The organism is Bradyrhizobium sp. 147 (assembly GCF_023073935.1).
Lineage (GTDB): Bacteria > Pseudomonadota > Alphaproteobacteria > Rhizobiales > Xanthobacteraceae > Bradyrhizobium.
The window spans coordinates 155375-175151 of record NZ_JADPKL010000061.1; the positions used below are offsets into that span (position 1 = coordinate 155375).

27 protein-coding genes are annotated in these 19777 nt (G+C 64.3%); 13 read left to right on the top strand and 14 right to left on the bottom strand.

Annotated elements, in window-relative coordinates:
- Positions 1–18 precede the first annotated feature (18 nt).
- From IVA87_RS13970 to sseA, 3 genes are all read left to right on the top strand, one after another.
- Positions 19–1194, top strand: coding sequence for a VWA domain-containing protein (locus tag IVA87_RS13970; protein WP_247296030.1), 1176 nt, complete (start codon positions 19–21; stop codon positions 1192–1194).
- A 132-nt stretch (positions 1195–1326) separates the two neighbouring features.
- Positions 1327–1740, top strand: coding sequence for a rhodanese-like domain-containing protein (locus tag IVA87_RS13975; RefSeq protein ID WP_247296032.1), 414 nt, complete (start codon positions 1327–1329; stop codon positions 1738–1740).
- Positions 1741–1995: 255 nt separating this feature from the next.
- The gene (gene sseA, locus IVA87_RS13980) at positions 1996–2850 is read left to right on the top strand and encodes a 3-mercaptopyruvate sulfurtransferase (protein ID WP_247296034.1); all 855 of its coding nucleotides are present in this window, start codon (positions 1996–1998) and stop codon (positions 2848–2850) included.
- A 2-nt stretch (positions 2851–2852) separates the two neighbouring features.
- Here sseA and IVA87_RS13985 read toward each other — a convergent pair whose 3' ends face one another.
- On the bottom strand, positions 2853–3659 hold the full coding sequence (locus IVA87_RS13985) for a hypothetical protein (RefSeq protein WP_247333899.1): 807 nt from the start codon (positions 3657–3659) through the stop codon (positions 2853–2855).
- A gap of 368 nt (positions 3660–4027) precedes the next feature.
- Between IVA87_RS13985 and IVA87_RS13990 the strand changes: the two genes are divergently transcribed.
- Both IVA87_RS13990 and IVA87_RS13995 read left to right on the top strand, forming a co-directional pair.
- Complete coding sequence (locus tag IVA87_RS13990) at positions 4028–5227, top strand: L,D-transpeptidase (RefSeq protein WP_247333911.1); 1200 nt, start codon at positions 4028–4030, stop codon at positions 5225–5227.
- Positions 5228–5389: 162 nt separating this feature from the next.
- Positions 5390–6358, top strand: coding sequence for an NAD-dependent epimerase/dehydratase family protein (locus tag IVA87_RS13995; RefSeq protein ID WP_247296039.1), 969 nt, complete (start codon positions 5390–5392; stop codon positions 6356–6358).
- Positions 6359–6414: 56 nt separating this feature from the next.
- Here the strand turns inward: IVA87_RS13995 and IVA87_RS14000 are convergent, their stop codons facing one another.
- Both IVA87_RS14000 and IVA87_RS14005 read right to left on the bottom strand, forming a co-directional pair.
- Entirely contained in the window at positions 6415–7377 is a 963-nt protein-coding gene (locus IVA87_RS14000) for a D-2-hydroxyacid dehydrogenase family protein (RefSeq protein ID WP_247333900.1), read from the bottom strand.
- Between the two features lie 128 nt (positions 7378–7505).
- A complete protein-coding gene (locus tag IVA87_RS14005) occupies positions 7506–7721 on the bottom strand; it encodes a hypothetical protein (protein ID WP_247278401.1) in 216 nt (71 codons plus the stop codon).
- A gap of 233 nt (positions 7722–7954) precedes the next feature.
- Here IVA87_RS14005 and ettA point away from each other — a divergent pair, with 233 nt between their 5' ends.
- Positions 7955–9604 carry an energy-dependent translational throttle protein EttA gene (ettA, locus tag IVA87_RS14010; protein WP_247333901.1) on the top strand — a complete coding sequence of 550 codons (1650 nt, stop codon included), beginning with the start codon at positions 7955–7957 and terminating at the stop codon, positions 9602–9604.
- A 7-nt stretch (positions 9605–9611) separates the two neighbouring features.
- Positions 9612–10838: a lytic murein transglycosylase gene (locus tag IVA87_RS14015; RefSeq protein ID WP_247333903.1), complete on the top strand. Its 1227-nt coding sequence runs from the start codon at positions 9612–9614 to the stop codon at positions 10836–10838.
- Between the two features lie 77 nt (positions 10839–10915).
- Here the strand turns inward: IVA87_RS14015 and IVA87_RS14020 are convergent, their stop codons facing one another.
- Both IVA87_RS14020 and IVA87_RS14025 read right to left on the bottom strand, forming a co-directional pair.
- A complete protein-coding gene (locus IVA87_RS14020) occupies positions 10916–11197 on the bottom strand; it encodes a hypothetical protein (protein ID WP_247296048.1) in 282 nt (93 codons plus the stop codon).
- Between the two features lie 212 nt (positions 11198–11409).
- On the bottom strand, positions 11410–11733 hold the full coding sequence (locus IVA87_RS14025; RefSeq protein WP_247296126.1) for a hypothetical protein: 324 nt from the start codon (positions 11731–11733) through the stop codon (positions 11410–11412).
- A 125-nt stretch (positions 11734–11858) separates the two neighbouring features.
- Here IVA87_RS14025 and IVA87_RS14030 point away from each other — a divergent pair, with 125 nt between their 5' ends.
- The 3 genes from IVA87_RS14030 to bfr all read left to right on the top strand — a co-directional run bounded on the left by IVA87_RS14030 (position 11859) and on the right by bfr (position 13221).
- A complete protein-coding gene (locus IVA87_RS14030; RefSeq protein WP_247333912.1) occupies positions 11859–12164 on the top strand; it encodes a hypothetical protein in 306 nt (101 codons plus the stop codon).
- A 161-nt stretch (positions 12165–12325) separates the two neighbouring features.
- Complete coding sequence (locus tag IVA87_RS14035) at positions 12326–12598, top strand: (2Fe-2S)-binding protein (RefSeq protein WP_247278405.1); 273 nt, start codon at positions 12326–12328, stop codon at positions 12596–12598.
- A gap of 134 nt (positions 12599–12732) precedes the next feature.
- A complete protein-coding gene (bfr, locus tag IVA87_RS14040; protein WP_247278406.1) occupies positions 12733–13221 on the top strand; it encodes a bacterioferritin in 489 nt (162 codons plus the stop codon).
- Between the two features lie 69 nt (positions 13222–13290).
- On the opposite strand, the gene IVA87_RS14045 is transcribed toward bfr, so the two are convergent.
- Together IVA87_RS14045 and IVA87_RS14050 are read right to left on the bottom strand one after the other, a co-directional pair.
- Entirely contained in the window at positions 13291–13893 is a 603-nt protein-coding gene (locus IVA87_RS14045; protein WP_247296132.1) for an MSMEG_1061 family FMN-dependent PPOX-type flavoprotein, read from the bottom strand.
- A gap of 234 nt (positions 13894–14127) precedes the next feature.
- Positions 14128–15189, bottom strand: coding sequence for an alpha/beta fold hydrolase (locus tag IVA87_RS14050; RefSeq protein WP_247296051.1), 1062 nt, complete (start codon positions 15187–15189; stop codon positions 14128–14130).
- A 124-nt stretch (positions 15190–15313) separates the two neighbouring features.
- On the opposite strand from IVA87_RS14050, the gene IVA87_RS14055 reads away from it, so the two are divergent.
- Both IVA87_RS14055 and IVA87_RS14060 read left to right on the top strand, forming a co-directional pair.
- Positions 15314–15580, top strand: a complete 267-nt coding sequence (locus IVA87_RS14055; RefSeq protein WP_247278408.1) for a DUF2277 domain-containing protein — start codon at positions 15314–15316, stop codon at positions 15578–15580.
- Positions 15581–15676: 96 nt separating this feature from the next.
- On the top strand, positions 15677–15889 hold the full coding sequence (locus IVA87_RS14060) for a hypothetical protein (protein ID WP_247333904.1): 213 nt from the start codon (positions 15677–15679) through the stop codon (positions 15887–15889).
- Positions 15890–15927: 38 nt separating this feature from the next.
- Here the strand turns inward: IVA87_RS14060 and IVA87_RS35365 are convergent, their stop codons facing one another.
- The 3 genes from IVA87_RS35365 to IVA87_RS14080 form a co-directional block, all read right to left on the bottom strand.
- Positions 15928–16116 carry a hypothetical protein gene (locus IVA87_RS35365; RefSeq protein ID WP_247296055.1) on the bottom strand — a complete coding sequence of 63 codons (189 nt, stop codon included), beginning with the start codon at positions 16114–16116 and terminating at the stop codon, positions 15928–15930.
- A 147-nt stretch (positions 16117–16263) separates the two neighbouring features.
- Positions 16264–16512: a helix-turn-helix domain-containing protein gene (locus tag IVA87_RS14075; RefSeq protein WP_247278411.1), complete on the bottom strand. Its 249-nt coding sequence runs from the start codon at positions 16510–16512 to the stop codon at positions 16264–16266.
- Positions 16513–16785: 273 nt separating this feature from the next.
- On the bottom strand, positions 16786–17553 hold the full coding sequence (locus IVA87_RS14080; protein WP_247296057.1) for an SDR family oxidoreductase: 768 nt from the start codon (positions 17551–17553) through the stop codon (positions 16786–16788).
- Positions 17554–17664: 111 nt separating this feature from the next.
- Here IVA87_RS14080 and IVA87_RS14085 point away from each other — a divergent pair, with 111 nt between their 5' ends.
- Positions 17665–18150 (top strand): J domain-containing protein, encoded by a 486-nt coding sequence (locus IVA87_RS14085; protein WP_247296059.1) that lies wholly within the window; start codon positions 17665–17667, stop codon positions 18148–18150.
- 86 nt (positions 18151–18236) lie between these two features.
- On the opposite strand, the gene IVA87_RS14090 is transcribed toward IVA87_RS14085, so the two are convergent.
- From IVA87_RS14090 to IVA87_RS14105, 4 genes are all read right to left on the bottom strand, one after another.
- Positions 18237–18488, bottom strand: a complete 252-nt coding sequence (locus IVA87_RS14090) for a hypothetical protein (RefSeq protein ID WP_247296061.1) — start codon at positions 18486–18488, stop codon at positions 18237–18239.
- A 238-nt stretch (positions 18489–18726) separates the two neighbouring features.
- Positions 18727–18987, bottom strand: coding sequence for a hypothetical protein (locus IVA87_RS14095; protein ID WP_247278415.1), 261 nt, complete (start codon positions 18985–18987; stop codon positions 18727–18729).
- Between the two features lie 157 nt (positions 18988–19144).
- Positions 19145–19528: a RidA family protein gene (locus tag IVA87_RS14100; RefSeq protein WP_247296064.1), complete on the bottom strand. Its 384-nt coding sequence runs from the start codon at positions 19526–19528 to the stop codon at positions 19145–19147.
- A 28-nt stretch (positions 19529–19556) separates the two neighbouring features.
- Positions 19557–19777: hypothetical protein (locus tag IVA87_RS14105; RefSeq protein ID WP_247333905.1), on the bottom strand; the 221-nt coding region annotated here is incomplete at its 5' end.

Here is a 19777-nt window from a genome sequence, read left to right on the forward strand (position 1 = left end):
ACGGGCAATCTGTCACCCATGTTCCTGCAATTCTTCACCTCTCTGCGCGACGCGCAGGTCCCTGTGACGCTGCGCGAATACCTCACGTTGATTGAGGCGCTCGACGCTGACCTCGCGGACTACACGATCGAGAACTTCTACTATCTGTCGCGCGCCTCGCTGGTGAAGGACGAGCGCAATCTCGACAAGTTCGACCGCGTTTTCGGCACGGTGTTCAAGGGGCTGGAAAACCTGCTCGACGCCATGGAGAGGGCGGAGATCCCCGAGGAATGGCTGAAGAAGCTGGCCGAAAAGTATCTCACCGAGGAAGAGAAGAAGCAGATCGAGGCCATGGGCTGGGACAAGCTCATGGAGACGCTGAAGAAGCGCCTCGAGGAGCAGAAGGGCCGGCACCAGGGCGGCAGCAAATGGATCGGTACCGCCGGCACTTCGCCGTTCGGCGCCCACGGCTACAATCCCGAAGGCGTGCGCATCGGCCAGGAGAAGAACCGCAACAACCGCGCCGTGAAGGTGTGGGACAGGCGCGAGTTCAAGGATCTCGACGGCAACGTCGAGCTCGGCATTCGCAACATCAAGGTGGCGCTGCGCCGCCTGCGCAAATTCGCGCGCACCGGCGCGCCGGACGAGCTCGATCTCGACACCACGATCCGCGAGACCGCCAATCACGGCTATCTCGACGTCCACATGCGGCCCGAGCGGCGCAATGCGGTGAAGCTTTTAGTGTTCTTCGACATCGGCGGCTCGATGGATGCGCATATCGAGCAGGTCGAGGAGCTGTTCTCGGCGGCGAAGAGCGAGTTCAAGCACATGGAATATTTCTACTTCCACAACTGCCTCTACGAAGGCGTGTGGAAGCAGAACAAGCGCCGCTTCACCGACCGCACCCCGACCTGGGACGTGCTGCACAAATATCCGCACGACTACAAGGTCGTGTTCGTCGGCGACGCCTCGATGTCGCCTTACGAGATCATGGTGCCGGGCGGCTCGGTCGAGCACGTCAACGAGGAGCCCGGCTCGGTCTGGCTCGACCGCATCATCCGCACCTATCCGCATGCGGTGTGGCTCAACCCGGTGCAGCAGAAGCATTGGGACTATTCGGAATCGACCACCATCATCAAACGCATCTTTGCCAATCGCATGTATCCGATCACGATCGAGGGGCTGGAAGGTGCGATGAAGGAATTGACGCACTGATGCGATCCACCGTCATTCCGGACGGCCGCAGCGCGGCCGATCCGGAATCTCGAGATGGCGTGTGAGGATCGAGATTGCGGGTTCGATGCTGCGCATCGCCCCGGAATGACGGAAGAGAAGAAGGGAACAAACATGCCCCAGACCATCACCCGCGGCATCAAGGCGCTGATCGACGAGGCCAATGCCGAGATCGAAACGCTCTCCGCCAAGGAGGCCATCGAGATCTCCAAGAACGGCGATGTCGTCATCGTCGACATCCGCGATCCTCGCGAGATCGAGCGCGACGGCCGCATTCCCGGCGCGTACGCCTGCACCCGCGGCATGCTTGAATTCTGGATTGATCCGCAGAGCCCCTACGCAAAACCGATCTTCCAGGAGGACAAGAAGTTCGTCTTCCATTGCGCCGGCGGCTTGCGCTCCGCGCTCGCCGCCAAGACGGCGCAGGACATGGGCCTCAAGCCCGTCGCCCACATCGCCGGCGGTTACGCCGCCTGGCGCGATGCCGGTGGGCCGACCGAGCAATGGGTGTCGAAGAAGAAGGGGTGAGGGCCTCGCTTTCTCCACTCGTCATTCCCGCGCAGGCGGGAAATCCAGTACGCCGCGGCCTGTCGGTTGAATCACGGCCGTCTCGGAGTACTGGATCCCCCGGTCCCGGCTCTGCCAAGGCTATGCCGAGGCCCAGGAGTGCTCGGCCCGCCGAAGCCTTGGCGAAGGCGGCAAGCCAGGCGATGACAGCGGAGACGCTGCATCGTCCTCGCTCGCGCGACGCGCGCCCGGAATGACCACAAGGAAGGACCTCGCATGACCGCCACTGACCCCCTCGTCTCCACCGAATGGCTCGCCGCCCACATCGACGATGCCAACGTCAAGGTCCTCGACGCCAGCTTCAAGCTGCCCGGCGTGCTGCCGCTGCCGAAGGACGACTATCTCGCCGCGCATCTGCCGGGCGCCGTGTTCTTCGACGTCGATGCGGTGTCGGATCATTCGAACCCGTTGCCGCACATGTTTCCGAGCGCCGAGCAGTTCGGCCGCGACGTCGGCAATCTCGGCATCTCCAATGCCGATACGGTGGTGATCTACGATGCCGGCGGCTGGGTCGCGGCGCCGCGCGCGTGGTGGATGTTCCTGTCTTACGGCCACAGCAATGTGCGCATCCTCAACGGCGGCCTGAAGAAGTGGCGCGCTGAGGACCGCCCGGTCGAGAGCGGCGAGGTGAAGCCGAAGCCGGCGACGTTCAAGGCGAATTATGATGCAAAGCGCGTGCGCAGCATGCAGCAGCTCATCGCCAATGTCGAAAGCCGGGCCGAGCAGGTGATCGACGCGCGCGCCGCCGACCGCTTCGAGGGCCGCGCGCCGGAGCCGCGGCCGGGCATCCGCTCCGGCCACATTCCCGGCGCCCGCAACGTGCCCTACAATCTGTTGTTCGATGCGGAGACCGGCACCATGAAGCCGCTTGACGAGCTCCGCGCCGCCTTCACCGGCGCCGGCGTCAAGTTGGACGCACCGATCGTGACGAGCTGCGGCTCGGGCGTCTCGGCCGGCGTGCTGACACTCGCGCTCTATCGCTTGGGGATCACCGACACAGCGCTCTATGACGGCTCGTGGTCGGAATGGGGCCAGGCCGGCGGCCCGCCGATCGCGACCGGGCCGGCGTGACCTTACTGGCGGGTGCGTGTGGCGGTTGTTCCTAGCGTCTGCCGCTGTCCGAACGGATCGAGCTGTTGCTGCAACTGCGGAGGCGGCGGGCGCCGCACCACGCGGTGCCGCTTCTTGGCCTTCGCCTTGCGCTTGGTCGCCTTGCTGTCGGAGGCGCTGCCGCCCGTCTTTGTGCTCTCGGCCTTGGGCTTCGGCGGGGCATCCTTCACCGCCGTCGTCGCCGGGGCGTCTAGCGCGGCCATCTTGGTCGCGGCGACATCGAGCGCCGAGGAGGTCAGGGCAACACTGGAATCAAAGGCAACACTGGAATCAGCCGGTGGCTCGCTGACTGTTACGGCAGCGGCCGGCTGCGTCTCGGGGACCGATGCCATGGTGTCGGCAGGGGTGAGCGTGTCGGCGGTAACCGGCGCTGCGGCGTCCGGTGTGGTCTCCGCCTTGAGGGCTTCGGCGGTCGGAGCCTGGGCCTGAGGCGCGGCTTCAGTGACCTCCGGCTGAACGTCGGTCTCGCTCGTTGCTGCGGCCAGCGGCTCGGGCTGACTCAGCGGCAGCGCGATCGTCGGCACCTGGTCGCGCAGCGACGGTGCGGGATCGGCGGTGATCTCAGGCTCCGCCTGTAAGACCGCGAGCACGGGCTGAGCCGGCTCTGGCGCCTGCGCAAACACCTTCTCCTGCGGGCCGTTTCGCCAGGAGGGGCTGCTGACATACTGCTCATGGCTCGCCCGCAGCAGCGCGGCGGCCCCTAGGCCGAACACCAGGATGGAGGTTGACAGCAGGATCGCGGCAAACAGGAAGCGAAAGCCGGGAAGCATCGAGCGGTTGCGAATTTCCGCCCCGGCGGCCAAATGGCCAGGGCCCAAGAGCCATCTGAACGCGGTGACGGTACTGAGTGCCGCATTCGCCACGCGGGGATCGGAGCTCAAAAAGGTGACGAATCAGGCTGATTCGACCATATCGCAACGCTCGGCATCGCTTCGTTAAATTCGAGGCCGAACACCGCGGCAATTGACGGCGCGATACGATTTCCGCCCCCGTGATGCAACGGGGCAACGGTAGTCTTGCGGATCACAAATCGGCAAATCCGGCGCAAATGAGCCTGATACGTCTTGAATGTGCCGCTATCTTCCGTCATTTGGCCGTTAACGGTCCGATCGGGCTTGGGGACTATACAAGAGCGATGATGATCAAACACTTTCTGACGATATGCGCTGCCGCGACAGTCGCTGCGGCGGGAACCTCGCTCGCTCAAGCTCAGAGCTATCCGGTCCAGCAGGCGCCGGGCTATGGCGCTCCGGCTGAATATCGCCCGGGCGATCGCACGCCGAACTTCGACGCCCTGGACGAAGACGACGACGCGATGCCGCAGGCCTCGCTGCCGCCGCCCGGACCGGCGGACGATCCGCGCTACGGCCGTCCGGCCGGCGCGCCTCCGGTCTATTCGGCCGCCCCGCAGGGCCCGGTGATGTCGCCGGATGATCCGCGTTACGGCCGCCCGGCCGGCGGTCCGCCGGTCTATTCGGCGGCGCCGCCCCAGGGCCCCGTGATGTCGCCCGACGATCCCCGCTACGGCCGGCCCGCCGGTCCGCCGCCGGTGATCTATGCCAATCGTCCGGGTCAGGGCCAGGCACCGGCCAATGACGGCCTGCGTCCGCCGGAGGCCGTTGGTGGTCCCGCCGCGACCGGTACGGTCCAGGCCGGCCAGCCGCCCGTCGGCGCCGATGGCCGGCCGATGACGATCGCGTCGCTACCGCCCGAGGAGCAGCCGGATGCTGCTCCCGCGCAGCTGCCTCAGAACCTGCGCCGCCAGGAAGTCGCGTTCCAGACCAAGGAGCCGGCCGGCACGCTCGTGGTCGATACGCCACACACCTACCTCTATTACGTGCTCGGCAACGGCCGCGCGATCCGCTACGGCGTCCGCGTCGGCCGCGACGGCTTCACCTGGACCGGCGTGCAGAAGATCACCCGCAAGGCCGAATGGCCGGATTGGCATCCGCCGACCGAAATGATCGAGCGACAGCCCTATCTGCCGCGCTTCATGGCCGGCGGCCCCGGCAATCCGCTCGGCGCCCGCGCGATGTATCTCGGCTCCACCGTCTACCGCATCCACGGCACCAACCAGCCCTCGACGATCGGCAAGTTCGTCTCCTCTGGCTGCATTGGCATGCTGAACGAGGATGTCTCCGACCTGTTCGACCGCGTCAAGGTCGGTACCCGTGTGGTGGTGCTGCCGGGCGGCCCGCCGCCGGGAACCGCGACCGCATCCGCTGCGCCGACGCCGGGTGCTGCCGGTCCGGCTCCGATGTCCGCCCAGGCCGGTCCCGTCCCTGGCACGCAGCCGACGGTGGTGCCGCCGCTGCCCGCGCCGGTCACTGTGCGCTAAGGCGATCGCTCAAACATCGATCGAGAAACGGCGCGTGCGCTTCGGCCACGCGCCGTAATCATTTGACGCATCCTTTCCGCCACGTCCGCACGTTCGCTCGCTTGAATCCGGGCCGGGGTCAACTACGTCCCGGCTGGTTGCCACGAATGCGAGAAACACAAGATGCGAATCTTTGTTGCGGGCGCCACCGGTGCCGTAGGTCGCAAGCTCGTCCCCCTCCTTGTCGCCACCGGTTATTCGGTCATCGCCTCAACCCGGAGCGCCGCGAAGGCCGGCCGTCTCAAGGAGCTTGGTGCCGAATCCGTCGTTGCTGATGGTCTCGATGCGGAGAGCATGCGCGCGGCCGTAAAGGCGGCACGGCCGGACGTGGTCATCCATGAGATGACCGATCTCGCCTCAGCGACCGATCTGCGGCATTTCGATCGCGTGTTCGCGAGAACCAACGAATTGCGCACCCGCGGAACCGACATTCTGCTCGCGGCCGCGCGCGAGGCCGGCGCCAAGCGCTTCATTGCCCAGAGCTTCTGCGGTTGGACCTTCAGCCGCGACGGGGGAGCGATCAAGACGGAAGCGGATCAGCTTGACCCCCATCCGCCGCAGGAACTTCGCCGCACCCTGGAAGCGATCCAGTATCTGGAGCGCGCGGTGCTGGCATCGACTAGGCCCGAAGGGATCGTGCTGCGTTATGGATTCTTCTATGGCCCGGACACCGGCACGCTGTCGCCGCAGATGAGAGAGCAGCTTCGTCGCCGGCGCGTGCCGGTGATCGGCGATGGCGGTGGCTATTGGTCATTCATTCACACTGAAGATGCCGCCTCTGCGACGGTCGCCGCCATCGAGCGCGGACGCGCAGGCGAGATCTACAACATCGTCGACGACCGTCCGGCCCTGGTCAGGGACTGGCTGCCGGCGCTCGCCGAATTGCTCGGTGCCAAGCCGCCGCTTCACGTGCCCGCATGGCTCGGGCGGCTGCTTGCGGGCGAGCATATGACGGCGATGATGACCGAGGTGCGCGGCGCCTCCAACGCCAAGGCCAAGCGCGAACTGGCTTGGCTGCCGGCACACCCGTCCTGGCGTGATGGCTTTGCCGACGCCGCAAGCTCTTCCGCCGGCCAGCGCTCGGCGGCCTGAGATCATGCTCAACAACGCTGGCAGCGAGACGATGATTATCCCGATTTCATGGCGTTTCAGGCCAGCTTGCGCGGCAGCTCGCCGCCCCTGGTGAAGGCGTCGATCGCCTCGACCATCTGGCCGTAATGGATGCGCAGGCCGTCCGCAGTGGCGTAGCCGAGATGCGGCGTCAGCACGAGGTTGTCGAGCTTGCGGAAGGGATGATCGACCGGCAGCGGCTCGACCGAGAACACGTCCAAGCCGGCGCCTGCGATCTTCCTCTGCTGCAAGGCCTCGAGCAGCGCCTGCTCGTCCACGATCGGCCCGCGCGCGGTGTTGACGAGGAAGGCGGTCGGCTTCATCCGCGCGAGATCCGCAGCTCCAACCAGCCCGCGTGAGCGCTCGCTCAGCACCACATGGATCGTGACGATGTCCGCTTTCGCGAACAGCTCATCCTTGCTGGCGTAGCCGACGCCGGCCTCCTTGCACTTCTCCGGCGTCAGGTTCGGGCTCCAGGCGATCACGTCCATGCCGAACGCCTTGGCGATCCCCGCCATCTTGCTGCCGAGCTTGCCGAGCCCGACGATGCCGAGCGTCAGTCCCTCGATCTCGATGCCGGCAAAGGTCTGCCAGGGCTCGCCGGCATGCATGCGCGCATTCTCGCGGCCGATGCCGCGGGTCAGTTCCAGGATCAGGCCCATGGCGAGCGGGGCGGTCGGATCGCGCGAATATTGCGTGCCGCCGATGGCGATGCCGCGCGCTTTCGCGGCCTCCATATCGATGGCGGCGTTGCGCATGCCGGAGGTCAAGAGCAGCTTCAGCTTCGTCAGCTTGTCGAACAGGCTCTTCGGAAATGCCGTGCGCTCGCGCATGGCGCAGATGATCTCGAAGTCGGCCAGCGCGCTCGCCGCGGCCTGCTCGGACGCAAATGGGCGGCTGAGCACGGTGACGTCGACGCGGTCGGAGAGCTTTGGCCAGTCGGCGACGTCGAGGGCGAGGTTGAAATAATCGTCGAGAATTGCACAGCGCAGGCGCGTCATCAGCATTCATCCATGGCGAGAGGTGACGGCGCGAGCGGAGGCGCCCTCCTCGGAGCCGGGCCATGGTTGCGCGCAATCATGCCTGCGCGCAAGCAGCTCACGTCTTCAAAAATCCGATAGGCACGGGCTCAGAGGTCGCGGGGCTTCAGGCGGAACGGCGCGTCCATGCCGTGCTTGGCGCGCCAGGCCGGGCCGGGGCCGCGCATGTAGTGCAATTCGGGCCGGTACGGGTTGAAGGCGGTGGCGAAGAAGCGCTTCCAGAAGCTCTGGATCTCCGAAACGAATCCGGAGACCTGCCCGGCGTCTGCCGGACCAGGGAGAGAGTTGGTCTCGATCATGGCCATGACGCTGTCTCGCTGTGCTCCCCGTTCATTCTGAGCGGGTGGCGCTGTTTCCGCGCGATACCGAGCTTTGGCCTGATTTATTAAAAGATGGTTTCAATTGTCCGGATCGGTGGCCGGATGGTGTCCGTTCCGTATTCAACCGTGGTGAACGGACGGAAAACATTGCCCTTTGGGGACGGGATCGCTACATCGGCGGCAGCAAATTTCCTCAAATCGAAGGTTTCACGGGACCGATGGCGCGCCAGTTCATCTATTTCATGCAGGGCCTGACCAAGAGCTACCCGACCCGGAAGGTGCTCGACAACGTTCATCTGAGCTTCTACCCGGACGCCAAGATCGGCGTGCTCGGTGTCAACGGCTCGGGCAAGTCGACCCTGCTCAAGATCATGGCCGGCCTCGACAAGGAATACACCGGTGAGGCCTGGGTCGCCGAAGGCGCCCGCGTCGGCTATCTCGAGCAGGAGCCGCAGCTCGATCCCAAGCTTTCCGTGCGCGAGAACGTCATGCAGGGCGTCGCCAAGCAGAAGGCGATTCTCGACCGCTACAACGAACTCGCGGTCAATTATTCGGACGAGACCGCGGACGAGATGACCAAGCTCCAGGACGAGATCGAGGCTCAGGGCCTCTGGGATCTCGACAGCAAGGTCGACCAGGCCATGGACGCGCTGCGCTGTCCGCCCGACGATGCCGATGTGACGAAACTCTCCGGCGGTGAGCGCCGCCGCGTCGCGCTATGCAAGCTGCTGCTCGACCAGCCCGAGCTGTTGCTGCTGGACGAACCGACCAACCATCTCGATGCCGAGTCGGTGTCATGGCTCGAAGGGCATTTGCGCAATTATCCTGGCGCGATCCTGATCGTCACCCACGACCGCTATTTCCTCGACAACGTGACCGGTTGGATCCTCGAGCTGGACCGCGGCCGCGGCATTCCCTATGAGGGCAATTACTCGTCCTGGCTGGTGCAGAAGCAGAAGCGCCTCGAGCAGGAAGGCCGCGAGGACGCCGCGCATCAGAAGACGCTCGCCCGCGAGCAGGAATGGGTCGCCTCCTCGCCGAAGGCGCGCCAGGCCAAGTCCAAGGCGCGCTACCAGCGCTATGAGGAGCTGCTCAAGAAGGCGAGCGAGAAGCAGACCCAGACCGCACAGATCATCATCCCGGTTGCCGAGCGGCTCGGCGCCAACGTGGTCGATTTCGAGGGGCTCAGCAAAGGCTTCGGCGATCGTCTTCTGATCGACGACCTCACGTTCAAGCTGCCGCCAGGTGGCATCGTTGGCGTCATCGGTCCCAACGGCGCCGGCAAAACCACTTTGTTCAGGATGATCACGGGCCAGGAGAAGCCGGACTCCGGCACGATCACGGTCGGCGAGACCGTGCATCTTGGCTATGTCGATCAGTCGCGCGATGCGCTCGACGGCAAGAAGACGGTGTGGGAGGAGATCTCCGGCGGCAACGAATTGATCCTGCTCGGCAAGAAGGAAGTGAACTCGCGCGGCTATTGCTCGGCGTTCAACTTCAAGGGGGCCGACCAGCAGAAGAAGGTCGGCGCACTCTCCGGCGGTGAGCGCAACCGCGTGCACCTCGCCAAGATGCTCAAGTCCGGCGCCAACGTGCTGCTGCTCGACGAACCGACCAACGACCTCGACGTCGATACGCTACGCGCGCTCGAAGAGGCGCTGGAGGATTTCGCCGGCTGCGCTGTCATCATCAGCCACGATCGCTGGTTCCTCGACCGCATCGCGACGCACATTCTCGCGTTCGAGGGCGACAGCCATGTCGAATGGTTCGAGGGCAACTTCCAGGATTACGAGAAGGACAAGATGCGCCGACTCGGCCAGGACAGCATCATTCCGCACCGCGTGAAGTATAAGAAGCTGACGCGGTGATTCCGGCATGATGTGGCGGGCGCTCATCGCTGCGGTGATCACTGTCACCTGTGGCCTGTCGCCCGCCCGCGCCGCCGACGCAGCCTTCACACAGTTCATCGCCTCGCTGTGGCCTGAGGCGCAGGCCGCGGGCGTCTCGCGCGCGACCTTCGAGGAACAGACGCGCGGGCTCGAGCCCGACTACAAGCTGCCCGATCTGATCCTGCCGGGTCGGCCCGCCACCGGTGCGCCGTCGCAGGCCGAGTTCGTGCAAGTGCCCGCCGACTACGTCAAGGAAGCCTCGGTCGCGCGGCTTGCAGGCGAGGGGCAGCGGCTGCTGCAAAAATATCGCACCGCGCTGAACGAGATCGAGAAGAAATCCGGTGTACCTGCGACCGTCATGCTCGCGATCTGGGGCCGCGAGACCGATTACGGCCGCTACACGCTGCCTTACGATCTCGTCCGCGTGCTGGCGACGCAGGCCTATGTCGGACGCCGCAAGGATCAGTACCGCAACGAGTTCATCCTTGCGCTGAAGATCCTCGGTGAGGGCGTGGTGACGCGCAACGACATGCGCTCGTCCTGGGCCGGTGCGACCGGCCTCACTCAGTTCCTGCCGTCCGAATATTACAAGCACGGCGTCGATTTCGACGGCGACGGCCGCATCGACATCTGGCATTCGGTGCCGGATGCGCTGGCGTCCGCTGCGCAGCAGCTCGTCAACAAGGGCTGGCAAAGTGGCGTGCGCTGGGCCTACGAGGTGCAGGCGCCGGCCAAGGTCGATTGCACCACCGGCGTGCCCGAGGTGACGAAGCCGATCGGCCAGTGGCTGCGCGAAGGCTTTGTGCCGGTGCGCGGGCAGAAACTCAGCGCGGCCGAGCAGGCGCAGCCGGCCTCGTTGCTCCAGCCCGAAGGGATCTACGGCCCGTCGTTCCTGACCACGAAGAACTACTTCGTCATCAAGGAGTACAATTTCTCCGATCTCTACGTGTTGTTCGTCGGCCATCTCAGTGACCGCATGACCAGCCCGCTGCCGTTCGCAACACCCTGGTCGGCTTCGAAGCAGTTGCGCACCAAGGACGTCGAGACCATGCAGCGCGGTCTCACGCGCATCGGGCTCTACAAGGACAAGATCGATGGCAAGGCGGGCATGCAGACCCGCGCCGCCCTCGGCGCCTATCAGAAGTCGGCGGGCCTCAAGGTCGATTGCTGGCCGAACGAAGAGGTGCTGCGCTCGATCCAGGCTGCGCGATAGCGCAGCAAAAGAAAAAGCCCGGCCGAGATGCTCGGCCGGGCTTCGTTCGCGGCGCATCTGAGCGCCACGCGAAGGGATCAGTAGCAGACGCGGACCGGGCGCACGACCCAGCCGTAGCCGTCCCAATATCGCTCACGACGCCAGTAGCAGGGCGCGGGCGGCGGGGGCTCAGCCACGTAAACGGGCCCGCCATAGGCGGGACGGCTCGACGCGATGGCGCCGCCGACGATCGCGCCGCCGATCAGGCCGGCCGCGATTCCGGCGCCGACGCCGTCACCGGCTTTGGCAGGCGGGGTGGCGGTGACCAGCGAACCGGCGACCGTCGCAACCGTGAGGGCGGCAACTAAAGTCTTCTTCATGCTCAGGGCTCTCCTGGGAGATGGGCTCCCCCTAGTTAGAGGCGCCCGGGTTTCAAAGGTTCACGCACACTCTGATGGAATTGACTGTCGGGCTAGGAAGCGCGCAAATGGTCAATCCACGGTAAACGCACACGGAGCTGTGACGAGAAAAAGCGGTCTTTTTCAGGCTCCAAGATGAACGGCGCCTCCGTAGTGAACCGGTTCAGGGCGACTCAGCCGCAGACCCTGACGCGGCGGGCGCGCCAAGCATAGCCGTCCCAGAAGCGCTGCTTCTGCCAGACACACCCGCCGCCGTAATAGTCGTCGGCGACATAGCCGGGGCCCGGAGCGTAGTAGCGGGGCGGATAGTAGCCGGGCTCGTAATAACCGGGGCCCGGTCCGTAATAATACGGAGACGCCAGCGCGCCACCGACAATGGCGCCGCCGATGATCCCGGCCGCCACGCCCGCAGCGACGCCGCGTTGCGCATGGGCGGGTGCTCCGGCCGTCAGGACCAGAGTGACGATGGCAGCGACTGCCAGGAGCGACTTCTTCATTGGCTTGACCTTTCGCATAATCATGCGGAACTCTTTGGGGCAGAGTTCCATACTTCGCTTGAATGATCAATGAACGGCGCCCTTGCCGGGTACGACCAATTCGTATGGACCGCAGCTCCGGGGCGATGATGAGCAACGCGTTGGCAAATGCATTGATTGCGGCCGGGATCGTCTTCGCGATCGGCTACGGCTGGATCACATATCTGCAGAACCGCGGACGCCGGTCCCGCGCAGCAGCCGCTAGCGACGGAGGCCGTAGCAGCGGCGACGGCTATTCGGGAACGAGCGACGGCTTCTCGCTGGGAAGCTGGTTTTCCGGTGACAGTACGGCGAACTCGACTGACGGCGGCAGCTGTTCCAGCAGCGATGGCAGCAGCGGCGGGGATTGCGGGGGCGGCGGCGATGGCGGGGGAGGCGGTGGCGGCGACTAGGTCCGCTGCAATCTTGATCCAGCGCAACGCCCTAATTTAGAGCCGTTCTAGGCCGTTTACGAGCCAGTTTGGAATAGCTTCAAATTCCGCTTTTTCCTTTTGCATCCGGCCGGCCCGTTAAATATCGATAATGACGCATCACCGAAGGGCCTGCCGCTTCCATGATCGTTTGTTCTTGTAACGTGCTCAGCGATGACGACATCCGCGCCGCCGTCGCCGAGTCCGACGACGCCGTGCGCCATGCCAAGCAGGTTTATGGGTGCCTCGGCTGTAACGCCGAATGCGGCCGCTGTGCCCGGACCATCAAAACCATCATCGACGAAGCGCTTGGCCCTTGTGCCCAATCCTGCTGTGCCGGCTGTCCGCACAGCCACACTGTGGCCGCCAACGACGAGACGGTCGAACCCGCTCAGTTCGCGCTCGCAGCCTGCTGAAACTTTCCATATGGTCTGCTGAGCCTTTCTCCGGCTACGTGCCCACGAGCCGGTTGCCCTCGCCCGCAAACTCATTTAGAAGCATTCTAAATTCGGTTTAGGGCCGATTTGGACTGCAAGAGCTGGAGTGAACCATGCAGGGCGACGCAAAGGTCATCGAATATCTCAATAAGGCACTGCGTCACGAACTGACTGCGATCAACCAGTATTGGCTGCATTACCGTTTCCTCGACAATTGGGGCCTGCTGGACATGGCCAAGGTCTGGCGCAAGGAGTCGATCGAGGAGATGGAGCATGCCGACAAGCTCACCGCGCGCATTCTGTTCTTCGACGGCTTTCCGAACATGCAGGTGCTCGATCCCTTGCGCATCGGCCAGAACGTCAAGGAGATCATCGAATGCGACCTCGCCGCCGAGATGAGCGCCCGGGCGCTCTACCAGGAAGCGGCGACCTACTGCCATGGCGTCAAGGACTACGTCACGCGTGACCTGTTCGAGAAGCTGATGAGCGACGAGGAGCACCACATCGATTTCCTCGAAACCCAGCTCGACCTGATCGGCCGTATTGGCATCGAACTCTACACGCAAAAGCACGTCGGCGGGCTCGAAGGCGAGGGGCATTAATCTGGCGCGTTCGCGCTGCATTCCCCACTGTCGTCCCGGCCTTCGCCGGGACGACACCGGTTGCGCCAGCTACAGCTGCGTCTTGTAGAGCTCCTCCACGGTCTCCTGACTCTGCGGCTCACCGAGGCTGGTCTGCTCGTGGATGATTTCGACGATGCTCGGCATCACCGAGCGCTGCACCTTCTCCGGTGACCAAAGCTTCGAGCGCATCAGCGCCTTGCCGCAATGGAAATAGACCTCGCTGACGGCGACGTTCAGCACGGCGCGCGGCGGCTTGCCGAATTCCACCATCGAGGCGAGCAGATCCGGATCGGCCGACAACGTGCCACGTCCGCCGACGCGCAGCGTCTCGTCGATCCCTGGTACGAAGAACAACAGGTGCACGAAGCCCGAGCCTTCGACGACGTTGCGAAAACTGTCGATCCGGTTGTTGCCGGAGCGGTCGGGCATCAACAGCTGGTTGGGACCGGCAACGCGGACGAAGCCGATGCCGCCGCCGCGGGGCGAAGCGTCGACGCTGCCGTCCGCTCCCGATGTCGCGAGCACGCAGAACGGCGACATCTCGATGAATTTTTTCGCATGCGCATCGATCGCGGGCCGCGCTTTCGCAATGACGCGCGGCGATGGCTTGGCATAGATGGTTGCGAGGTCTTCGGCGCAAAGATCGGTCAACGGCATGCCTCCGCTTCTGGTTTGCCTCAAGCTACCCGATCAGGCGCCTCCAGCCAACGAAATCCATCGCGCTAAACCGCATCTGCCGGCGAAAGGCGCGCGATTGCCCTGCGCGTCGGTTCGTATCGTTGGCGCGATTAAGTCCGAGCTGTCAGCGCAATGCATGTTCAAATCATATGCGGCGTCGAGGCGCCGCCTATGATGCCTGGCGAGATGAGGGCGCGTGTGGCGCTCCTACATCGTCCGCTGCGGCGCCGTCTGCAGAAATTGCCGGATCTGCTCGCTGTAGAATTTCGCATTGCCGGTAGTGCCGTGGCCGCGCGTTTCAGTGCTCGCTGGGATCAGGAAGAGTCGGCCGTTCTTGACCCGCTTCATCGCAGCGTCCGTAATGCCAGTCTCGGGCGGGTTGCGCTCGTCGTCGGCGGAATTGATCAGAAGCAGCGGGGCTTCGATTTGCTCCAGCTTCTCCCCGGCATTGTAGTCATGCGAGGACTCCCACTGATAAACGAAGTCGTTGGCATCCGCAGTGATCGGCGTCGCGAGCCGATCGTCGACGATCTTGTCTGCTTTCGCTGCTGTCGGCGCCTGCTGCTGATAGGCCAGCGTGCCACCGATGCTGGCGATGCCATAGGCGGTGATGGCGTATTTCATCATGCGCGGCTGGCTGGTGTAATTGCCGCCATTGTAATCGGGATCGTTGCGGATGGTGTCGAGCATGATCCGCCGCAGCATCCAGTTGCGGGAGGCCATCTCGGTCGGCTGCGAGGCCATCGGGATCAGCGCGTCCATCGCGCTCGGGTATTTTTCGCCCCACAGCCAAGTGTGCATGCCGCCCATCGAATTGCCGATGACGAGCCGCAGATGCTTGATGCCGAGGCCCTCCGTCACCAGGCGATGCTGCGCCTCGACCATGTCGTCGTAATTGTACTTCGGAAATCTCGTCTTCATGCCGTCGGACGGCTTTGATGATTTGCCATGGCCGATGCTGTCGGGAATGATGATGTAGTATTTGGAGGCGTCGAGCGGTTGCCCTGGGCCGAACAGCTCGCCGGCAAAGGCGGGCGACAGCATGCTCGCGCCCGAGCCGCCTGTTCCGTGCAGCACCAGCACGGGCTGGCCGCTCGGTTCGCCCACGGTGGTGTAGTGCAGCTTCAGCTCCGGCATGGTCTCGCCGGTGTGGAACTTGAAATCCCTGGCGATCCAGTCGCCCTGGTTGGGCGCCGGATAATCGGCTGCCCATGCTGACGTCGAGATGGAAAGCAGAACGGCCGACAAGGCCGCGCAAGAAGCCTTCATGTTTCTCTCCCCATGCGGCACGTATTGGGCGGCCGCGTTGCCGCGGAACTTAACAGAAGTGCGGGGAAGGATGTAGGATTTCGCCGTTGCCGACCGTCCTGGGGGATATATCCGGAGAGACTGCATGTGCCGCAACATCAAGACGCTGTTCAACTTCGAACCACCGGCGACGGAGGACGAGATCCACGCCAGCGCGCTCCAGTTCGTGCGAAAGCTGTCCGGCTTCAACAAGCCGTCGCAGGCCAATGAGGAGGTGTTCGAGCGCGCGGTGGCGGAAGTCTCGGAGGCGGCGCGGCGGCTGTTGGCCTCGCTGCACACCCATGCGCCGGCGCGCGACCGCGAGGTCGAGGCGGAAAAGGCAAAGGAGCGCTCGCGGCTGCGGTTCGGATAGGGATTCCGGATGCCCATTCCGTGATCTGGCTCACGGAAGCAAGAATCCTACTGCGCGATGATGACCGCCGGGATTTTGACAGCCCGGAGCAGGATCATGAGCCGCCCCCTTCTTCCTCTGAAAGCAGGTGCCATCGTCCTCACGGTGCTGTGGACTGCCTGGATGATGTGGTGGGGCGGCTCGTTCTCGAGCGTGAACATGATCATCCTCGCCCTGTGCGGCGCCGCAGTAGGCTATCTCTGGTATCGCGCCATGCGCTGGCAGTTCGAGCGCATGGGCATGCTGCCGCGACGCGAAAACAAGGAATAGGGTGTCTGCTAACCCTTGTTGCCGTGCTTCTTCTTTTTCTACTTTTTCCTATCGACCTCGTCTTCGCCGCCGTCGCTCTCGTCATCGGCGGTCGGCTCGTCTGTCTCCTGCACGGCGGCCTCCAGAGCCTCGCGCTCGGCGGCTTCACGCTCGCGCTGGCGGCGGCGTTCGTCCCAGGCGTCGAAGAGCTGCTCGAGCCACGGCAGTACCTGTTCGATCGATCGCAATTGACCGGGCGGCCCGGCCTCGCCACGCGGGCCTTGCGGCCCTGCCGGCCCCTGCGGTCCGACAGGCCCCTGCGCGCCGGCCGGTCCGCGCGGACCGGCTTCGCCTTGCTTGCCTTGCGGACCGGGGTTGCCTGGCGGTACCGCGCGCTAATCCTGATAGGCGGGCACGTCGATTCCGGAGGCGGCATAGAGCCGGATCTTGTTGCGCAGCGTGCGCACCGACAGGCCGAGCACGCGCGAGGCACGCGTGCGGTTGCCGTCGCAGCGCGCCAGGGTCTGGAGCACGAGCTCGCGCTCGACTTCGTCGACGGTCGCGCCGATCAGCAACGGAACGATCTGGTTGGGTGCAAGGAATTGCGCGTCCGGCTGGGACGCGGCGACATGAACCGTGGTCATCAACATACTCCCCGATCAACGCCCGCTTCCATCATTGGAAGCGGATCGAGAACAAACGACCCCCAAGCCGTAGATGTACGGTGGTCGGGTTTGGTTAATGAAAGGTTAACCGTGGACGATCGCACCAATTGACCTCACCAATGCCGCGAAGCCGCCGCGATTGGCGCGGGATGGGAGCTGATCCGGGTCGATCTCGCGTCACACACCGCGTCATCATCCGCGAAAGCGGATGGGCGATGACAGCGCGTATATGGATGCAGCTTGGTCCCTCGTTCACACCGTCCGATATCCGCCGTCCACCATCACGATCGTTCCCGTGACAAAGGCCGACAGATCCGAGGCCAAGAAGATTGCCGGTCCCACGATGTCCTCGGGCTTGCCGGTGCGCGCCAGCGGGGTGTGATCGACGAAGGCTTGCACCAGCGTCGGATTGGTCGCGCGCACATTGGCGTTGATGTTGGTCTCGATGAAGCCGGGCCCGATCGCGTTGACGCGCACGCCTTCCTTGCCGAGCTCGACCGCGAGCGCCTTGGTGAAGCCGAGCACGCCGTGTTTCGAGGTGGTATAGGCCGCCGAGCTCGGCGTGCGCAGATGCACGAAGGACTGGATCGAGCCGATATTGACGATGCGGCCTTTGCTCGCGCGCAAGGGCGCGAGGAACGCCTGCGTCATGTTGAAGACGCCGTTGAGATTGAGCGAGATAATGTCGTTCCAATCCTTCGCCACCGTCTCCGTCTCCGCGGTGAAGGCGTTGCGGCGGGTGATGCCGGCATTGTTGACGAGGATCGAGACCTGCCCGACCTTGTCGGCGACTTGCTGTGCCAGCACGAAGCAATCCTCGCGCCTGGTCACGTCCAGCGCAAAGCTCTCGGCCTTGCCGCCGGCTTTGCGGATCTCCTGCGCGGCCTCCGCGACCGTGTCGGCATTGACGTCGAGCAGCACCACTTGCGCGCCTTCCCGCGCGTAGCCGGCCGCAATCGCCCGGCCGATGCCGGAACCGGCGCCGGTGATGACGGCGATGTGGTTTGCGAGCAACGCCATGACAGTTTCCTCCCGATTTCTTTGTGAAGTTTCACGAAAAGCTAACTCGAAATTAAGGGGTCGGAAACGGCGGCCTTGGCATACTGATCTTGATTGCTAAACGTTGCGCGCATGATGGAACGGCTTGAATCCTGGAAACTGGCGCTCGAGCGCCTGCGGTCGGCGCAGTCTGCCGATTGGGCCGAGGCGGGCCGCTTGGTGGCCGAGATCGCGCGGATGAGCAGTGACGTCACGCTGCGCCAGGCGGCGGAGCAGGCGCTGCCGGTGCTGCGCCAGGCCGTGGACAATGACGATCACAGCGTCACGCTGGCGGCCCAGCGCCGCGTCGGTGTGGTCCTCGATGTCATTCATGATCTGACCGCACCGCGCTTCGGTCGCCGCAATGGCATGCCGAAGAAGCTGTCGCGCGAGGATCGCGCCCGCAAGGTGCTCGGCCTGCCGCTCGCCGTGCAGCTCACTTGCGAGGACATCAACCGGGCCTATCGTCGCGCCGCCAAGGACATGCATCCCGACCATGGCGGCAGCGCGCAAGCCTTCATCGACCTCGCCGCCGCGCGCGACATCCTGATTCATCCCGGTGCGCACAAGGACGCGTGAGAGCGGGTCAGCTCACGTTCACGCAAAAAAAGGCCGGGCAAGAACGCTGGCGTCCTTGCCCGGCTCTTCGTCGGCCGATCGAATCGTTACCAGGTGCAATGGCCGTTCCTGAGCGCCTGATCTTTCACCATCAACGCATCGCCGAACGTCGGTACGGTCGCGCTGACGCGGGCATAGTCGGAAGGCCAGGGCGTCGTCGGGATGCTCTCGTCCCAGATCTGGCAGAAGCCGGTGTCCTGCCAGCGGATCAGGTGATAGCCGGCCTCGGCAGGGCTCGCAGCGACGAACGCAGTGACGGCAAGACCGACGGCAGCGCAGAGCACGGAAATACGATGCATGATCAGCTCCTCAAAATGAAAGATGGATGCGCCTCCCGACAATGACGGGGAGGGGCGGTGCGGGACGTTTTTGGCATACGCCCCGGCAAGATGTGAGTAGGTCCGCCGGCCGATCAGGTTCAAAGCGGACACGCGGGACAATGCGTGAATTTGGCCCGGAAAACGCGAGCCTCTTCCGAAAAGAAAAGGGCGGATCGCTCCTGCGATCCGCCCTTCAAACCGGTCCGTTGCGTGAGCTTCAGAGCGTGCAGCGGCGCTCCGAGCGCAGCTTGATCTGGAGGTCGGAGGCAGCCTGGAAGGTCGGCAGCGGCTTGCTGACGACCTTGTAGGTCGACACGCCGAACTGGAACGGCTTGTATTGCAGGTCCTCGTTCCAGACCTGGCAGATGCCGGTGTTGTCCCAGCGGATCACGTAATAGCCGGCCTTCGCCGAAGCGGGCACGGCGAACACGGAAGAAGCGATGCCGGCAACGGCACAGAGCGCGAGTGCGCGACGCATGAAGTATCTCCTTGTGGGGGAAGTGTGTGACGCGAAAATTCGTGCGGTAAAAGCAGGTTCTTGGCAAGCCGGAGAGCGGCCGTTCACGGACATGTCAGACAGCGCCGGGCATTTGGTTTGGCCGCGTGCCCGGCAAGTCACACGCACTTCGTGCGGCTCACTTCGACAGCGATGCCACCGCCTCGATCGCGATCAGCATCTTCGGATCGGGCAGCGCCTGCACCACGCAAGTTGTGCGCGCCGGGTAGGGCGGCGGGCCGAAGGCGCCGGCATAGAGCGCGTTCATGGCGGCGACGTCCGCAGCGCGGGTCAGCAGCACGTTGACCTTGGCGAGGTCGCGGATGGTCGCGCCGGCCTCGTCGAGCACGCGTCTGATGTTGACGACGACGTTGGCGAACTGCGCCTCGAACCCATCGGGCAGCGCGCCATTGGCATCGAAGCCGGGAATGCCGGAGACGAACAGGAGGTCGCCGACGCGCGTGGCAAAGGACAGCGGCGGCGCCTTGACGTGCGGCGGGGGCGCGAAATGCTGGATCGGCATGGATCACCTCGGTCGGTGTTCTCGTGTTTCAGGAGCGTAGCGGCAGGCCGGGGCCGCTCAAAACAAAATATGCGAAAACAACCCCATGCACAGTAGAAAAGCCGAGACGTGTCAACGTGTTCGGGAAGTCCGAAATAATCGTTGACCCGACGAGGCTGGGCAAGAACTCGGGCATTTTCGTTGGTCGGTGTACGCTTTGTTCATGACGAATCGCACATTCAAGACCGGCGAGAGCCGCGACCAGGCCAG

What these genes read in the sequence shown, in the direction of transcription:
- IVA87_RS14100 (WP_247296064.1), bottom strand. Translation starts at nt 19,528, where the DNA reads ATGCCGATCCAGCATTTCGCGCCCCCGCCGCACGTCAAGGCGCCGCCG.
- IVA87_RS13995 (WP_247296039.1), top strand. Translation starts at nt 5,390, where the DNA reads ATGCGAATCTTTGTTGCGGGCGCCACCGGTGCCGTAGGTCGCAAGCTC.
- IVA87_RS14025 (WP_247296126.1), bottom strand. Translation starts at nt 11,733, where the DNA reads ATGAAGAAGTCGCTCCTGGCAGTCGCTGCCATCGTCACTCTGGTCCTG.
- IVA87_RS13990 (WP_247333911.1), top strand. Translation starts at nt 4,028, where the DNA reads ATGATCAAACACTTTCTGACGATATGCGCTGCCGCGACAGTCGCTGCG.
- IVA87_RS14050 (WP_247296051.1), bottom strand. Translation starts at nt 15,189, where the DNA reads ATGAAGGCTTCTTGCGCGGCCTTGTCGGCCGTTCTGCTTTCCATCTCG.
- IVA87_RS14085 (WP_247296059.1), top strand. Translation starts at nt 17,665, where the DNA reads ATGATGGAACGGCTTGAATCCTGGAAACTGGCGCTCGAGCGCCTGCGG.
- IVA87_RS13975 (WP_247296032.1), top strand. Translation starts at nt 1,327, where the DNA reads ATGCCCCAGACCATCACCCGCGGCATCAAGGCGCTGATCGACGAGGCC.
- IVA87_RS14015 (WP_247333903.1), top strand. Translation starts at nt 9,612, where the DNA reads ATGATGTGGCGGGCGCTCATCGCTGCGGTGATCACTGTCACCTGTGGC.
- IVA87_RS14075 (WP_247278411.1), bottom strand. Translation starts at nt 16,512, where the DNA reads ATGACCACGGTTCATGTCGCCGCGTCCCAGCCGGACGCGCAATTCCTT.
- IVA87_RS13970 (WP_247296030.1), top strand. Translation starts at nt 19, where the DNA reads ATGTTCCTGCAATTCTTCACCTCTCTGCGCGACGCGCAGGTCCCTGTG.
- IVA87_RS14060 (WP_247333904.1), top strand. Translation starts at nt 15,677, where the DNA reads ATGAGCCGCCCCCTTCTTCCTCTGAAAGCAGGTGCCATCGTCCTCACG.
- IVA87_RS14055 (WP_247278408.1), top strand. Translation starts at nt 15,314, where the DNA reads ATGTGCCGCAACATCAAGACGCTGTTCAACTTCGAACCACCGGCGACG.
- IVA87_RS14020 (WP_247296048.1), bottom strand. Translation starts at nt 11,197, where the DNA reads ATGAAGAAGACTTTAGTTGCCGCCCTCACGGTTGCGACGGTCGCCGGT.
- IVA87_RS14080 (WP_247296057.1), bottom strand. Translation starts at nt 17,553, where the DNA reads ATGGCGTTGCTCGCAAACCACATCGCCGTCATCACCGGCGCCGGTTCC.
- IVA87_RS14000 (WP_247333900.1), bottom strand. Translation starts at nt 7,377, where the DNA reads ATGACGCGCCTGCGCTGTGCAATTCTCGACGATTATTTCAACCTCGCC.
- IVA87_RS14005 (WP_247278401.1), bottom strand. Translation starts at nt 7,721, where the DNA reads ATGGCCATGATCGAGACCAACTCTCTCCCTGGTCCGGCAGACGCCGGG.
- IVA87_RS14095 (WP_247278415.1), bottom strand. Translation starts at nt 18,987, where the DNA reads ATGCGTCGCGCACTCGCGCTCTGTGCCGTTGCCGGCATCGCTTCTTCC.
- IVA87_RS14090 (WP_247296061.1), bottom strand. Translation starts at nt 18,488, where the DNA reads ATGCATCGTATTTCCGTGCTCTGCGCTGCCGTCGGTCTTGCCGTCACT.
- IVA87_RS14035 (WP_247278405.1), top strand. Translation starts at nt 12,326, where the DNA reads ATGATCGTTTGTTCTTGTAACGTGCTCAGCGATGACGACATCCGCGCC.
- ettA (WP_247333901.1), top strand. Translation starts at nt 7,955, where the DNA reads ATGGCGCGCCAGTTCATCTATTTCATGCAGGGCCTGACCAAGAGCTAC.
- bfr (WP_247278406.1), top strand. Translation starts at nt 12,733, where the DNA reads ATGCAGGGCGACGCAAAGGTCATCGAATATCTCAATAAGGCACTGCGT.
- IVA87_RS13985 (WP_247333899.1), bottom strand. Translation starts at nt 3,659, where the DNA reads ATGCTTCCCGGCTTTCGCTTCCTGTTTGCCGCGATCCTGCTGTCAACC.
- IVA87_RS14030 (WP_247333912.1), top strand. Translation starts at nt 11,859, where the DNA reads ATGATGAGCAACGCGTTGGCAAATGCATTGATTGCGGCCGGGATCGTC.
- sseA (WP_247296034.1), top strand. Translation starts at nt 1,996, where the DNA reads ATGACCGCCACTGACCCCCTCGTCTCCACCGAATGGCTCGCCGCCCAC.